We start from the raw sequence: 14,210 nt of genomic DNA, 5'->3' as shown, positions 1-14,210 counted from the left end.
TGGGCCCAGTCTATTCGGACGCGTCCTCCACCGCAGTCACGTCCGGCATGGCCCGGAGCTTCTCGGCGATCGCCGCGACGCTCGTCCGCGAAAGTCGCACGAAAGTGACCGTAACGTCGTCGAAATCCGGGTTCGCGCTGGGGCGGACCGTGAAGGTCCGCACCCGGGAGGCGCGCTCGCCCGTCGCCATCTGAAGGGTGTCGATCGACAACCTGCCCGCGCGTGCAGTCAGCCGGAGCGTCCGCGCCCGCATCCGGTCGCGCCAGCGCTCCTCGAACGGCTTCACACCGGCCAGGATGCCGACGATCAGCGCCGTCGTGGCGATGGCCGGCACGTAGAGCCCGCTGCCGATCGCGAGGCCGATCGCGGCCACGCCCCAGAGGCTCGCCGCCGTGGTGAGCCCCTTCACCACCTCGCCGCGCAGCAGGATCGTCCCCGCCCCCAGGAAGCCGATCCCCGACACGACCTGGGCCGCGATACGGGACGGATCGAGCACGACATGCTCGGTGCCCAGCACGTCGCCGAAGCCGAAGGCCGAGACCAGCATGATCAGGCAGGAGCCGACGCAGACCAGCATGTGGGTCCGCAGGCCTGCCGCCCAGAGCAGCCGCTCGCGTTCGAGGCCAATCACGCTGCCGAACAGGGCCGCCAGCGCCAGCCGCGCCACCATCTCACCGTTGCCGATCACGACCCGCTCCGCTCATCCGCGTAATGCGGAATGAGCCGATCCTGGACGATGATGAGCCGACTTATCAACTGGTTCCCAGCGCCGCCTTCTCGACCTCGTAGGCGGCCCGCACGACATCCGACCCGTAGACGCGCTCCAGGCGACGGACGGTGAAGTGGGCCCGCGCCGTGGCCTGAAAGTGGTTCATGAAGGCGGTGTTGACCGCTGCCCCGCCGAACGCCCCGAGGATCGGCACCGCCTGCGCGGCAACCTTCTGCGATACGACGATGCCGAAGCGGGCCGCGATCTGCGCGGTGAAGCGGATCAGCGCGGGGGCCGACTGGTCGAGAAGGGTCTTGCTGCCGGCGTAGCGCGCGGCCTCCGCCAGTGTCTTGGCCAGGGCTGCGCGGACCGCGAAGTAGCCGCTCTCGGTGAGCGCCGAACCCGCCTCCGTGACCGCCGGCGCCCGGCCGCCCAGGGCGAAGACCTGCACGCAGGCCAGCGCGCCTTCGGGCGTTTCCAGATCCTCGCCCGCCTCACGGGCGATCTCGGCGATCGAGCGGAGCATCAGCGTTGTCGAGACCGGCAGTTCGACCGCCAGGGTCGAGAGGCCGAACGCGCCGCCGATGGCGCCGGACAGCGCGGCATAGGCCTTGTGCTTGGCGTCGCCCGAACCGAGGAGCCGCGTGATCCGACTCTCGGCCTTGGCGGTCGCCGTCCCGATTGTCTCGCCCCCAGTCGCCGGCGCGAGTTCCGTGCGGGGCAGCGTCGCCAGCGCGACCCGGAGGGCGCCGCGCATGGCGGCCTCGGTGCTGCGGCTCACCACCTCGGTTACGGGTGCCGGCAGCGAGCGTCCGATGATGTCCAGCGGCGCCCCGGCGGCTGCGGAAAGGCGGGCGGCGAGGCTCGGCCGTTCCAGGGCCTGCACGGCCCGGCGCAGGGCGGCGAGATCCGCCTCGCTCAGCATCGTCTCGCCGGTCACCGTCGGCAGCGTCGTATCGGCGCGGGAAATATCGGTCGTGGTCATCCAAGGATCCCTGGATCTGTTCCGGTCACACGGCCCCCGGGGCGCGCGCCGTGGAAGGAAGTTCTGCGCCCGTCGCGCGGTTCCCCACCGCGTTCGGCCCCGGTGCTAACGGAGCCTCCGCGGCCGTTCTGCCGCTGCGACGACCGACGGCGAGGCACAGTGCCAGCACCGGAATGCCGACCAGCGATGTCAGCACGAAGAAGGCCGGGTAGCCGATGGCCGCGACGATGAAGCCCGAGGCCCCCGCGATCAGCTTGCCGGGCAGCGCGTAGAGCGAGGAGAACAGCGCGTATTGCGTTGCCGCGTAGGCCGGGCTGGTGAGACTCGACATGAAGGCGATGAGCACGATGCCCGCGAAGGAGCCGCAGAAGTTCTCGATCGAGATGGCCACCGTCAAGCGCCAGAGCTCCGGGGCGCCGGCCGAGAGCCACGCGAAGGCGAGGTGCGAGGCGGCCGCCAGGAAGGCGCCTAGCAGCAGCGTCGGGAACAGGCCGAGCCGCGCGAGCGCCCAGCCCCCCGCGAAGCCGCCCGCGATTCCGACCCAGATGCCGTAGAGCTTGGTGACGGTCGCGATTTCCTTGAGGTCGAAACCGAGCGTCCGGTAGAGCGGGCTCGCCATCACCCCCGAGAGGAAGTCCGGCAGGCGGAATAGCGCCACGAGCAGCAGGATGCCCCACAGGGCGTTCCCGAAGCGGCCGCGCAGCTCGATCAGCGGTTCCAGCACGGCACGGCGCATCGACCAGAGCCGCGAATGGCCGGGCGTGTTGGCCACGGTCGCCCGGTGGGCATCGAAGGCGGGCGCCAGCAGAGCGGCCCCCATGCCGACCAGCATGAGCGCGGCCATGATCAGGTAGGCCAGCGTCCAGCCCCCGGACGCGGCGATGAACAGCGCGCCGGCGCCCGCGGTGATCAGCCCGAGGCGGTAGCCGAGGTTCGATGTCGCCGCCAGGATGCCCTGGAAGTCGCTGCCGGCGGCGTCGATGCGCCAGCCGTCGATGACCACGTCCTGGCTCGCCGCGCAGAACGCGACCAGGAAGGCCCCGAACCCGAGCAGCGCGAGGTTGGTCTTCGGATCGGAGAAGGCCATCAGGACGAGGCAAATCGCGACGGCGGCCTGCGTCGTCACCATCCAGGCCCGGCGGCGACCCAGCCGCGCGCCCAGGACCGGTACGTTCAGGCGGTCGATCGCCGGCGCCCAGAGGAACTTCAGCGAGTAGGGCAGCGCCACGTAGCTGAAGAGCCCGATGGCGCGCACGTCGATGTCCGAGAAGGCGAGCCGGAGCGTGAAGGTCCCCAGCACCAGCAGCAGCGGCAGGCCCGATGAGAATCCGAGCGCGAGCATCAGGATAATGCGCCGGTCCTCCACGATGTCGCGGAGACGGAAGCGGCGCATAGCCTGTGGCTGGTTGCCCATGGCATGGAACTCCTGAGCCTTCATGGCCTTGATCCCGCGAAATCGTGGCAACTGTGCGCCGCGGTGATGCTCGCTGGATTGTGATGCAGGTCGCCTCGATCTTGATCGAAGCTTGGTTAACGCAATCTCCATGCACCGTGGATCGGGGCTGGGAGCTATGGGACGGACGCGTCGCGTTACACAGTGTGGAATGATGCGGTGAGTGCCCGATCGGAGCCCACTCCGCCACCCGCGATGCTGGTCGATGCTTTCGCACGCAGCCTGTCGCCGATGGTGATCACCGACGCCCGCGCACCCGATAACCCGGTCGCCTGGGCCAACGATGCCTTCCTCCAGGCCACTGGCTACGACGCGACGGAGGTCGTCGGGCGCAATTGCCGCATGCTCCAGGGGCCGGGCACCGATCGGGCAACGGTTGAGCGGATTCGCGCGGCCGTCGAGGCGGCCGAGCCGATTTCCGTTGAGCTGCTCAATTACCGGAAGAATGGCACGGCGTTCTGGAACGCCATGACGATCACGCCGGTGAGCGACGCGCAGGGTGTGGCGTTCTACTATGCCGCCCAGGCGGACATGACCCCCACCCACCAGCTCGAAGACACGATGCGGGGCACCAACGACGAGCTCGAGCGTCTTGTCGATGCCCGCACGCACGCCCTGACCGCAGCACTGGAGCAGAAGACCGCGCTGCTGCACGAGGTCGATCACCGGGTGAAGAACAATCTCCAGGTGATCTCCTCACTGATACTGCTGAAGGCCCGCCGCACGCCGGAGGGCGAGGCGCGCGACGCGCTCCAGGGCATGGCGGAGCGCATCGGGGCGCTGTCGACGGCGCACCGGCTACTCTACTCGGAGGGGGACTGCGCCCATTTCAATCTCGGCGAGTTCGCGTCCGAATTCCTGTCCGACATGAATGCGGGCCTCGACCCTGAGCGGCATCGGATCGAGGCCGACGTGGAGTCGATCTCGGTGGCGGCCGCGATGGCGGCGCCGCTGGCTCTGCTGATCCATGAACTCACCGCTAACGCCCTGCGCCATGCCTTCCCGGACGCACGAGAGGGACGGGTGTCGATCGCCGCGAAGCGGACCGAGCGAGGGATGCATCTGACGATTCGGGACGACGGGGTCGGCCTTGCGGCGGCGCCGCCGAACCCGGCGGGTTTCGGGCGCAATCTCGTGGAAATGGTGGTGCGGCAGATGCGCGGAACCATCGCCTGGATGGATGCCGTGCCGGGCACAACCGTCGAGATCGACATCCCGCTGCAGACGGCGTCTTGAGTATTCGGCGCCAACACTCCACGCTCGCCGAAGCGTGTGCGATCGAGGCGTCGGAGCACGGAGACGGGATGGGGACCGGAAACGCGGGGGCCGCGCTTCGCATCCTCGTGGTCGAGGACGAGGCACTGATCGCCCTGGAGCTCGAGTGCCTGCTGGACGATCTCGGTCATGTCACGGTGGGCATCGCTGGAACCTCTGCCGAGGCGATCGCGCTCGGCCGCTCCATGGCGCCCGACGTCGCCCTGGTGGATATTCATCTCGTTGACGGCCCGACCGGGGTCGATGTCGCTCGGGCGCTCTCGGAGGACCGGCGCACCACCGTGGTGTTCATGACGGCCAACGCGAAGCGGATTCCGACGGATTTCGCGGGCGCCATCGGGGTGATCGCCAAGCCGTATTCCGAGCGGGTGGTGGCCAGTACCCTCGACTACGTGGCGGAACGGCGCGCCGGCCGGAGCGGAGAGGTCTGCCCGGACGGATTTTTGCCGGCGCCGGGGTGAGGTTTTCTGGGTTTATGGCAGGCCATCCCCTTATCCTCAGCGAAGGCCGTGCTTTTCACGCATCTCTCACGCACATCGACGCTGGCGGCAGAGCGCGACAGGCCCCCTCTCCCGTGCGGGAGAGGGTTGGGGTGAGGGACGAGAACTCGCAGGATAAGGCACGAAATCGATGCGCCGACCGGGCGCGCGTCGTTTTGCGACTATCGCGACCCTCACCCCGTCCCTCTCCCAACCGGGAAAGGGGGGGACTTGCGTTCGTTTTTGAACCGGGGTGACCGGTCCTGATGGCTTAATCCGCAAGCCCGGAAAGGGTGAAGAAAAGACGCGGCGCCGTCTGAGCCTCCTTCGACATCCGCACCTCACCCCCGCCCCGCCCGCTCCCGCTTGAGCCGATAGAGCGCGTCCAGCGCCTCCCGGGGCGTCAACGCATCCGGATCGATGGCGTCGAGGAGCGCCCCGAGTGGATCCTCGGGCAGGGGCTCCGGGGGCGGCGGTGGTGCGAGGGCGGCGAAGAGCGGCAGGTCGTCGATCCGGGCGCGGGCCGGGCGGCCGCGCTCCGCCTTCTCCAGGCTCTTGAGGATCGCCCCGGCCCGCGCCACGACGCTGCCGGGCAGGCCGGCAAGCCGCGCCACCTGCAATCCGTAGCTGCGCTCGGCCACACCGGCCACCACCTCGTGTAGGAACACGACGCCGTCCCGGTGCTCGGCGACCTTCAGTGTCGCGTTCTCCAGCCGGGCGAGGCGGTCGCCCAGCGCGGTCAGCTCGTGGAAATGCGTGGCGAACAGCGCCCGGCAGGCGTTCACCTCGTGCAAATGCTCCAGGCAGGCCCAGGCGATGGACAGGCCATCGAAGGTCGCCGTGCCGCGGCCGATCTCGTCGAGGATCACCAGGGAGCGGCGGGTGGCCTGATTTAAAATCGCGGCGGTCTCGACCATCTCGACCATGAAGGTCGATTGCCCGCGGGCGAGATCGTCTGCCGCGCCGACCCGGGAAAACAGCCGGTCGATCCGGCCGATCCGCGCCTCCGCGGCCGGCACGAAGGCCCCCATCTGGGCCAGTACCGCGATCAGCGCGTTCTGGCGCAGGAAGGTCGACTTGCCGCCCATGTTGGGGCCGGTGATCAGCCGGATCCGGCCCCGTGTGTCGCCCGAGAGATCGCATTCGTTGGCGATGAACGGCTCGCCCGCCCGGCGCAAAGCCGCTTCGACCACCGGATGGCGCCCGCCGACCACGACGAAGCTTAGGGAATCGTCCACGACGGGCCGGCGCCAGTCGAGCTCGACCGCCAGTTCGGCATGGCTCGCCGCCACGTCGAGACCGGCCAGCGCCTCCGCCACCTCCGCGATGCTCTCGGACTGTGCGAGCACGCGCGCCGCGAGATCGTCGAAGACGGCCGCTTCGAGGCCGAGCGCCCGGTCGGAGGCCCCCGAGATCTTGGATTCGAGGCCTCCCAGCTCGACGCTGGTGAAGCGCATGGCGTCGACCATTGTCTGACGATGGACGAACTCGTTCTGGAGACCCTTCAGACAAGCCTCGCCGATGGATTGCGGGACCTCGATGAAATAGCCGAGCAGGTTGTTGTGCTTGATGCGCAAGGTCCTGCACCCGGTCTGCTCGGCGTAGCGGGCCTGAAGGGCGGCGATGACCTTGCGGGAATCCTGGCCGAGCGTCCGGGCCTCGTCGATCTCAGGGTGATAGCCGGCGCGCACAAATCCGCCGTCCCGGCGGTTCAGGGGAAGCTCGTCGGCGAGCGCGGCCGACAGCGTGGCGATCAACGCCGCGTCGGCTCGCGCCAGATGGTCGGCCAGACGGGCGAGATCCCCGGGCAGGTCCGGCGTGGCCAAGAGGCGTGCACCAAGATCCGCCGCGACGGCCAGACCTGCGCCGATGGCGGCAAGGTCCCGTGGCCCGGCGCGTCCGAGGCCGGTGCGCGACAGGGCGCGGGCGAGGTCGGGCGCCCGGGCGAGCGCATCGCGCAGGCCGGCACGTTGGGGGCCGTTCTCGGCGAGGTGCGCCACCGCTTCGTGCCGCCGGGCGATAGCTTCGAGGTAGGTCAGCGGGCCCGCGAGGTGCTCGGCGAGCAACCGTGCCCCGTTGGCCGTCACGGTGCGGTCGATCGTTGCGAGCAGGCTTCCCGTTCGCTCCCCCGACAGGGTGCGGGTGAGTTCGAGATTGGCCCGGGTGGCTGCATCGATGGCGAGCGTCGCGCCGGCATCCTCCCGGGTCGGGACCGCCAGGGTCGGGCGGGCCGCGAGCTGCGTGCGCGCGATGTAAAGGAGCGCGGCCCCGGCCGCCGCAATTTCGGCGCGGGTGAACTGGCCGAAGCCCTCCAGGGTCGTGACGCCGTACTGCTCGCGCAGGCGCCGCTCGGCGGCGGCCGGCTCCAGCTCCGCCTGCGCCAAGGGGACGATCGCGGCGCGGCTCTCCTGCCAGATCCGCGCCAGCGCCGGATCTGCGTGGATCGCCTCCGACAGCACGATCTCCCGCGGGTCGTGGCGGGCAATGGCGCCAATCAGGTCGCCGGCCGGAACTTCGCTCAAGGAGAAGCGGCCGGTCGAGATATCGACCGCGGCAAGCCCGTAGGCGACCGCGCCCTCCCCCGTCTTGCGACGTCCGATCGCCAGCAGGAGGTTGGCCTGGGCCGGATCGAGCAGACGGTCCTCGGTGATCGTCCCGGGGGTGACGAGGCGCACGACCTCCCGGCGCACCACCGATTTCGGGCCGCGCTTCTTGGCCTCGGCGGGATCCTCGGTCTGCTCGCAGACCGCCACCCGATGCCCGAGGGCGATGAGGCGGTTGAGGTAGTCGTCGGAGCGCTCGACCGGCACGCCGCACATCGGGATCTCACCGCCCGCATGCTTGCCGCGCTTTGTCAGCACGATGCCCAGCGCCCGGGAGGCGATCTCCGCATCCTCGAAGAACAGCTCGTAGAAGTCGCCCATCCGGTAGAACAGCAGGCAGTCCGGATTGGCGGCCTTGATCTCGATGTACTGCGCCATCATCGGCGTGGCGCCGACTGGATCGAGGCCCGGGGCGGGCGGTAGCTCTGCGGGGCGGACGGCGGTTCGGGCCATGGCGCGTCTTAGCAGAGCGCAGCTCGCGAATCAGGAGCCGCGCACCGCCGCGGCTGGGGAGAAGCCGCGGCGGCAGTGGATGGCGCTCAGTAGCGCGGGCCGTTCGTGGTGCCGCCGAGGTTCTGCTGGTAGCCCCGGAGGGCGGGGTTCTTCGCGTTCGGGTTGCCGTGGCGCATCGTGTTGTGACGGCGCATCCGGCGCTCATGGCGGGTCGTGTGATGCCGGTGCATCCGATGATGATGATGATGGTGATGCATCACGACGTTCTCGGTCAGGCCGCCGTCGGCCAGGCCGGGCTGCGGCATCGCGGGGGCGGCATGAGCCACCGCCGAGCCGGCCAAGAGGCTGCCGGCGAACAGGCCCGCGGTCAGCAGGGTGCGAAACGACATAATCTCAAATCTCCAATCGGCTTTCAGAAGCCATCCCCCAATCAGGAAACGATCGGACAGTTCCATCTCAGTGCTCGAAACGACAAAATATACCTTAGGCAAAGACGGGATTAAAGCGATGCCTGCTGCGTGCTGAGGATTGTCGCCCTATCGACTTGCAGTAACTGTAACGCGAAATCGCTTTATTGGTGCAATTTTATGGAGCGGACAGCGGCGGCTCAGGCGAGAAAGGCGATGAGCTCGGCATTCACCGCGGCCGGCTCCTCGTGCGCGAGCCAGTGGCTGGCGCGATCGAACCAGCGAATCCGTCCTTCGTCGCAGACCGCGAGGCTCGCCTCCGCCAAGCCCGCCTGCAGGGCTGTGTCCCGCCGGCCCCAGAGAATCAGGGTGGGCACCCGAACCCGGGGCGGCTTCGCCCGGGGGAGCCGCACCAGGGCCCGGTACCAGTTCAGCATGCCGGTCATCGCCCCGGGCTGACGCCAGGCCTCGACGTAGCGGTCGAGATCGGCGGCCGCGAAGGCGCCGGGACGGCTGGTGGTGGTGAGCGCCCGCCGCAGCGCCCGGCACCGGTCCGCGGTGAGCAGGCGTTCCGGCAGACCGGGCAACTGGAACAGGCCGATGTAATAGCTGCGCAGCATCTGGCCCGGATGGTGCCGCATATAGTCACCGACGATGCCGGGATGCGGCGCGTTCAGGATCGCCAGTCGCTCGATCCGATCCGGGTAGTGGCTCGCAACCCACCACGCGACCAGACCGCCCCAATCGTGCCCGACCAGCCGCACCGTCGGGAAACCATAGGCGTCGGCGAGCGCGATCACGTCGCCGGCCAAGCGGTCCAGATGATAGGCGGCGAGGTCCGTCGGCTTGTCGCTGAGGCCATAGCCGCGCTGATCCGGCGCGATGACCCGCAGGCCCGCCGCGGCGAGCGGGCCGATCTGGTGGCGCCAGCCGTACCAGAATTCCGGAAAGCCGTGCAGCAGGATGGTCGGCGCGCCGGCAACCGGACCGGCCTCGGCCACGTGCAGGCCGAGTTCCGGGAGCGCGATCCGCCGGAAGGTCACACCCGCACCATCCATCGTCGTCGATGCTCCGCTCAAGCGGGCGGCCTGCTTGGCCGTCAGAAGCCCAGGGTGGCGCAGGCGCCGGCTTCTGGCGAGAGCTGGTCACGCAGGCGATCCGGCGCGGTCCGGGTCCACAGGCAGAGCAGGACGAAGGCCGCTCCCGCGAGCAAACCTCGGGACTGATCGGCGGCGGACAGGTTTCGGGCAGATTCGGTCGTGGCGGAGGTGAGCACGGTCTTGAACTCCGATGGCGATCCTGTGGGAAAGATCGTTGCCGGGGCGCCGGGGTTACAGGGGGAGGCGGTGTCCCTGTGCGCTGCCGCACGCGGACATCTCAGCGCACCGGGTCCAGCCAGCGTGCGAGGGTGCCGTCCTCAAGGCCGGCGCGGGTCTCGCGGTAGCCGAGTTCGGCCGATTCGCGGAACCGCGACCATGCCCGCAGGTCGATGCCGGACAGCTGGGGTTTGAGCACCGCCGTGGCATGAGTCGCCGCCATCAGGCTCTGCGCGTCGCTCGAAACGGTGGCGGCGCGCAGCAGCAGCGGCGCGAGGCCCGGCATCGCCAGCGGCGAGCCGATCAGCTTGCGCACGAGGCGGCCGGTCCAGCCGCGCGCGGGCATGTCCTGGAACGCGCGGTCGCTGCCGACATCGACGGCGAGCACCGGGCCGCGTTCCAGATCGGCGGCGACGTCGGCCGGGAGGTTGTTCATCATGCCGCCATCGACCAGCACGCCCTCGTCGCAGAGCACCGGTGGCAGCAGGCCCGGGATCGCGATGCTGGCGCGCAAAGCCTGCGTCAGGTCGCCGGAGCGGTGGACCATCGTGTTGCCGGTGGTGAGGTTCGAGGAAACGCAGAAGAACGGCAGCCACAGATCCTCGATGCGTGCGCCGCCGTAGCGGGCCGCGAGGCCCGCATCGACCTTGGCGCCCCGGGTCAGGGCGTGGAGCGGCAGCGTGTAGTCGTTGATCGGGTTGCTGGTGGCGAAGAACGCCTCGATCTGACTCTGGATCTCGGGGAGGCTCCAGCCCATGGCGACGCTTGCCGCGATGATTGCTCCCATACTCGTCCCGCCGACGAAATCTGGGGCGCACGACACCTCGTCGAGGGCCTTCAGGACGCCGAGATGGGCGAGCCCGCGGGCGCCACCGCCGCCGAGCACGAGGCCCCTGGCCGCGCCGCTGGCGAGCCGGGCGAGCCGGTGCAGATCGGCTTGCTCACCGTCGCGGAGCTGGATCCGCAAGGCAGCGGGCAGCTTGGCGACTGCCGGATGCAGCGGCTTCGGGCGCCGCGCCCCGGGATCCTGCCGGACGACGAAGTCCATGCGGATCCAGTCGGAGCGCACCCGCTCCAGATAGGCTGCCGCCGCGGGTCGCGGCGGGGCTCCGGGCTCGGCCAGCAGCAGCGCATGGTCGCCCCGGCGCTGGCTCTGCCGGCACCACGGGCAATCGATCTCGCGGGCCGCGAAGATCACGCGCGCATGCCGCGCCTCGTAGGCCTGGAACCACGCCTCGTCGGCGCCGTCCGGCCAGTCCGTCAGACAGCCGGTCTCGCCGGGCAACAGAGCGTCGAAGGCGGCGGCGAGCCGATGGGCGAAATCCGCCGGATCCGGCCCGTCCGTCACCGACAGGATCGTGAAGATCCGGGGCGCATGATGCACCGAGTGGCCGTCGTAGATGTGGCGCAGGCGGTCGGCGAGGACGCGGGACAGGTAAAGGAGTGTCTGCGGATACTCGGCGATCACAGCCTCGAAGGCGCCGCGGGTGAGCTGCAGAAGCTGCGTATCGCGCAGGGCGATCACCGTCGCCGCCCGTGGGGCGTCGGACAGCAGCGCCATCTCACCGAAGATCTCGGGAGGGCGCAGCCGCGCGATCCGGGTCGGCATCCCGGTATGGTCACGGGCCGAGACACCGACGACGCCGGAGACGAGGACGTAAAGCGCATCCCCGGGCGCGCCCTGGTCGAACAGGATCCGGCCGGCCGGCACGGTCACCGGAACCATGCGGGCGCGCACAGCCGCGACGGCCGCCGGGTCGAGCCCGGCCAGGAACGGGATCTCGGGCGCGCTCAAACCCGCCCCGCTCCGTGGATCGCCTCGGGCCGTTCGGCCGTCATCCACCGTGGCTTCTGCCCGCTCTCCACTGGATTTGACCTGCCTTCGACTGACTTGGGCGCTACTCGAGTGTCCCGCCCCGAAAGGAGGCCGTCAGCTCTCGCCGTCAAGACAACGGGGCTCGAAATACGGGTGCCGCTGTCCGGTTCCGATGCGCGGCCCGTATCGCTGTGCGCGATTCCGCCCGGCGCACATGTAACCGCGCGTCGCCTCTGACATGCCGATCCCTTCGCGCCGGCGTCGCCATCCGGTACAGCGCCGTGAGACAGAAGCGGGAGGCATCCATGGCGGGCAATCGGATCGCAATCGTGACCGGAGCCGGAACCGGAGTCGGCCGGGCCGCCGCCGTGGCGCTCGCTGGCGCCGGGTGGCACGTGGTGCTCTCGGGGCGGCGGCCGGCGCCCCTCGAAGAGGTGGCGGCCGAGATCGGGGCAGACCGGTCGCTGGTGGTGCCCACCGACGTGACCGACCCCGATTCGATCGCCAACCTGTTCGCCCGCACCCGGGCGCAGTGGGGCCGCCTCGATCTCCTGTTCAACAATGCCGGTATCGGCGCTCCGCCGGTGCCCCTGGAGGATCTGCCGCTCGAGACGTGGCGGCAGGTGGTGGACACCAACCTGACCGCCCTGTTCCTGTGCACCCAGCACGCCTTCCGGATCATGCGCGATCAGGATCCCCGTGGCGGCCGGATCATCAACAACGGCTCGATCTCGGCCCACGCCCCGCGGCCTAACTCGATCGCCTACACGGCGACCAAGCACGCGGTGACCGGCCTGACCAAGGCGACCTCGCTGGACGGCCGCGCCTACGACATCGCCTGCGGACAGATCGATATCGGCAACGCCGACACGCCCATGGGCGGCAAGATGAAGGCCGGGGTCCCCCAGGCGGACGGCTCGCTGCGGGCCGAGGCGGTGATGGATCCCGCGCATGTCGGTCAGTCCGTACTCACGATGGCGAGCCTGCCGCTCGACGCCAACGTGCAGTTCATGACGATCATGGCCACCAAGATGCCGTTCGTCGGCCGCGGCTGAGCCCGGCGGCCGTGGCCGCCTCTCCGACTTCGCTGTGCATTCTTGGAAGCGGCGCGGCCTGCCCGCGAACACGCGATTGACGTCCCGTTCTATAACTCATACAAATTCAGCAACGAAGAACGGACGGGGTCGAACCCGTTCACATGATGGGATGAGGAATTCCGCCGCCTCGGCGTCGACTTCGCGGTGATTCCGCAAACGATCGCGATACGCGCTCGATAGAATTCAGCACATCGGTAGATTCTCAATATCCATTTCAATTACTGGAAATGGATAGCGTCGATCCAAGTCACATTTATGCTTAAAGCATAAATGATTATGATTCGGATTCTCCGCCGGTGGTGATGGAACGCGGTGGCAAAAGGCGTGAAAAGCCTTGTACTGCCGCACGATAAACAAGGGGGAGTCATGTTCGCCAAGCAGATGTTACGCAAGCTGATCCTCGGTGCCGCGCTCCTGGGGAGTGCCTTATCGTCGGCCCAGGCCGCGGGCGGTGACCCGATCGGGGTTGCCATGCCGACGAAGTCGTCTCAGCGCTGGATCGATGATGGCAACAACATCGTGAAGCTGCTCCAGGCGAAGGGCTACAAGCCGGACCTGCAATACGCGGACGATGACATCCCGACCCAGCTTGCCCAAATCGAAAACATGCTGACGAAGGGCGTTAAGCTCTTGGTCGTCGCGTCGATCGATGGAACAACCCTCGGTGACGTGCTGTCGAAAGCGGCCGAGCGCGGCGTGAAGGTGATCGCTTACGATCGTCTGATCAAGGGAACGCCGAACGTCGATTATTACGCGACGTTCGACAACTTCAAGGTCGGAGTGCAGCAGGCGACCTCAATCGTCGATGCTTTGGGCCTCAAGGATGGCAAGGGCCCGTTCAACATCGAGCTGTTCGGAGGCTCGCCCGACGACAATAACGCATACTTTTTCTACGACGGCGCCATGTCGGTGCTGAAGCCTCACATCGATTCGAAGAAGCTCGTCGTGCGCTCCGGCCAGTTCGGCATGGACAAGGTTTCGACCCTGCGCTGGGACCCGGCGACCGCCCAGGCCCGGATGGATAACCTGCTCTCCGCCTATTACGGCAACGCCCGCCTCGACGCGGTGCTCTCACCCTACGACGGCATCTCGACGGCCATCATCTCGTCGGTGAAGAGCGCCGGCTACGGCTCCGGCAATCAGAAGCTGCCCGTGGTCAGCGGCCAGGACGCCGAACTGCAATCGGTCAAGTCGATCATCGCGGGCGAGCAGACCGCGACGATCTTCAAGGATACCCGGGAACTCGCGAAGGTGACCGTGGCGATGATCGACGCCATCGAGTCCGGCAAGCAGCCCGAAGTCAACGATACGAAGACCTACGACAACGGCAAGAAGGTCGTCCCGTCCTACCTGCTGACGCCGGTGATCGTGACCAAGGACAACTGGAAGCCGGTTCTGGTCGACTCGGGCTACTACACCCCAGACCAGCTAAGGTAAGCGCCGCCCGGGCCGGATGCCGGCCCCTTCGATCCTGCGCCGACGTCGCGCCGGCGTGGGCCCATCCGACGCGCTTTCCGCCGAACTGGACGCCGGTCCGGCGTGAGCGCGCGTCGAGCCAAGGATTTCGCGCCGTTCCCGATCGCGCTGCAGGGGGGAACCACGCGACGCAAACCGAGC

General features: G+C 68.6%; 12 protein-coding genes. 4 read left to right on the top strand and 8 right to left on the bottom strand.

The window, feature by feature from the left end; all coding sequences use genetic code 11:
* Positions 1–10: 10 nt before the first annotated feature.
* The 3 genes from OXS27_RS07590 to OXS27_RS07580 form a co-directional block, all read right to left on the bottom strand.
* Positions 11–670 carry an MgtC/SapB family protein gene (locus OXS27_RS07590; RefSeq protein WP_267355510.1) on the bottom strand — a complete coding sequence of 220 codons (660 nt, stop codon included), beginning with the start codon at positions 668–670 and terminating at the stop codon, positions 11–13.
* Between the two features lie 82 nt (positions 671–752).
* Positions 753–1,694 carry an EcsC family protein gene (locus OXS27_RS07585; RefSeq protein WP_267355373.1) on the bottom strand — a complete coding sequence of 314 codons (942 nt, stop codon included), beginning with the start codon at positions 1,692–1,694 and terminating at the stop codon, positions 753–755.
* Positions 1,695–1,719: 25 nt separating this feature from the next.
* Complete coding sequence (locus OXS27_RS07580; protein WP_267355509.1) at positions 1,720–3,108, bottom strand: AmpG family muropeptide MFS transporter; 1,389 nt, start codon at positions 3,106–3,108, stop codon at positions 1,720–1,722.
* Positions 3,109–3,342: 234 nt separating this feature from the next.
* Here OXS27_RS07580 and OXS27_RS07575 point away from each other — a divergent pair, with 234 nt between their 5' ends.
* Both OXS27_RS07575 and OXS27_RS07570 read left to right on the top strand, forming a co-directional pair.
* Complete coding sequence (locus OXS27_RS07575; protein ID WP_267355508.1) at positions 3,343–4,383, top strand: histidine kinase dimerization/phosphoacceptor domain -containing protein; 1,041 nt, start codon at positions 3,343–3,345, stop codon at positions 4,381–4,383.
* Positions 4,384–4,451: 68 nt separating this feature from the next.
* On the top strand, positions 4,452–4,883 hold the full coding sequence (locus OXS27_RS07570; RefSeq protein ID WP_243916951.1) for a response regulator: 432 nt from the start codon (positions 4,452–4,454) through the stop codon (positions 4,881–4,883).
* Positions 4,884–5,242: 359 nt separating this feature from the next.
* On the opposite strand, the gene mutS is transcribed toward OXS27_RS07570, so the two are convergent.
* The 5 genes from mutS to OXS27_RS07545 all read right to left on the bottom strand — a co-directional run bounded on the left by mutS (position 5,243) and on the right by OXS27_RS07545 (position 11,475).
* Entirely contained in the window at positions 5,243–7,957 is a 2,715-nt protein-coding gene (mutS, locus tag OXS27_RS07565; protein ID WP_267355372.1) for a DNA mismatch repair protein MutS, read from the bottom strand.
* Positions 7,958–8,043: 86 nt separating this feature from the next.
* Positions 8,044–8,346 carry a hypothetical protein gene (locus OXS27_RS07560; RefSeq protein WP_267355371.1) on the bottom strand — a complete coding sequence of 101 codons (303 nt, stop codon included), beginning with the start codon at positions 8,344–8,346 and terminating at the stop codon, positions 8,044–8,046.
* 218 nt (positions 8,347–8,564) lie between these two features.
* Positions 8,565–9,422 (bottom strand): alpha/beta hydrolase, encoded by an 858-nt coding sequence (locus tag OXS27_RS07555; RefSeq protein WP_267355370.1) that lies wholly within the window; start codon positions 9,420–9,422, stop codon positions 8,565–8,567.
* Positions 9,423–9,463: 41 nt separating this feature from the next.
* Positions 9,464–9,640: a hypothetical protein gene (locus tag OXS27_RS07550; RefSeq protein ID WP_267355369.1), complete on the bottom strand. Its 177-nt coding sequence runs from the start codon at positions 9,638–9,640 to the stop codon at positions 9,464–9,466.
* Positions 9,641–9,741: 101 nt separating this feature from the next.
* On the bottom strand, positions 9,742–11,475 hold the full coding sequence (locus OXS27_RS07545) for a patatin-like phospholipase family protein (protein ID WP_267355368.1): 1,734 nt from the start codon (positions 11,473–11,475) through the stop codon (positions 9,742–9,744).
* A gap of 326 nt (positions 11,476–11,801) precedes the next feature.
* Between OXS27_RS07545 and OXS27_RS07540 the strand changes: the two genes are divergently transcribed.
* Together OXS27_RS07540 and chvE are read left to right on the top strand one after the other, a co-directional pair.
* The gene (locus OXS27_RS07540; protein WP_243916977.1) at positions 11,802–12,551 is read left to right on the top strand and encodes an SDR family oxidoreductase; all 750 of its coding nucleotides are present in this window, start codon (positions 11,802–11,804) and stop codon (positions 12,549–12,551) included.
* Positions 12,552–12,974: 423 nt separating this feature from the next.
* Positions 12,975–14,030 (top strand): multiple monosaccharide ABC transporter substrate-binding protein, encoded by a 1,056-nt coding sequence (chvE, locus tag OXS27_RS07535; RefSeq protein ID WP_267355507.1) that lies wholly within the window; start codon positions 12,975–12,977, stop codon positions 14,028–14,030.
* Positions 14,031–14,210: the final 180 nt, after the last annotated feature.

This window comes from Methylobacterium sp. GC_Met_3, from assembly GCF_026540775.1.
Classification (GTDB): Bacteria; Pseudomonadota; Alphaproteobacteria; order Rhizobiales; family Beijerinckiaceae; genus Methylobacterium.
This window is presented reverse-complemented; position numbering and strand designations above follow the sequence as displayed.

What these genes read in the sequence shown, in the direction of transcription:
- OXS27_RS07555 (WP_267355370.1), bottom strand. Translation starts at nt 9,422, where the DNA reads ATGGATGGTGCGGGTGTGACCTTCCGGCGGATCGCGCTCCCGGAACTC.
- OXS27_RS07590 (WP_267355510.1), bottom strand. Translation starts at nt 670, where the DNA reads ATGGTGGCGCGGCTGGCGCTGGCGGCCCTGTTCGGCAGCGTGATTGGC.
- OXS27_RS07585 (WP_267355373.1), bottom strand. Translation starts at nt 1,694, where the DNA reads ATGACCACGACCGATATTTCCCGCGCCGATACGACGCTGCCGACGGTG.
- OXS27_RS07570 (WP_243916951.1), top strand. Translation starts at nt 4,452, where the DNA reads ATGGGGACCGGAAACGCGGGGGCCGCGCTTCGCATCCTCGTGGTCGAG.
- OXS27_RS07540 (WP_243916977.1), top strand. Translation starts at nt 11,802, where the DNA reads ATGGCGGGCAATCGGATCGCAATCGTGACCGGAGCCGGAACCGGAGTC.
- OXS27_RS07580 (WP_267355509.1), bottom strand. Translation starts at nt 3,108, where the DNA reads ATGGGCAACCAGCCACAGGCTATGCGCCGCTTCCGTCTCCGCGACATC.
- OXS27_RS07575 (WP_267355508.1), top strand. Translation starts at nt 3,343, where the DNA reads ATGCTGGTCGATGCTTTCGCACGCAGCCTGTCGCCGATGGTGATCACC.
- mutS (WP_267355372.1), bottom strand. Translation starts at nt 7,957, where the DNA reads ATGGCCCGAACCGCCGTCCGCCCCGCAGAGCTACCGCCCGCCCCGGGC.
- OXS27_RS07560 (WP_267355371.1), bottom strand. Translation starts at nt 8,346, where the DNA reads ATGTCGTTTCGCACCCTGCTGACCGCGGGCCTGTTCGCCGGCAGCCTC.
- chvE (WP_267355507.1), top strand. Translation starts at nt 12,975, where the DNA reads ATGTTACGCAAGCTGATCCTCGGTGCCGCGCTCCTGGGGAGTGCCTTA.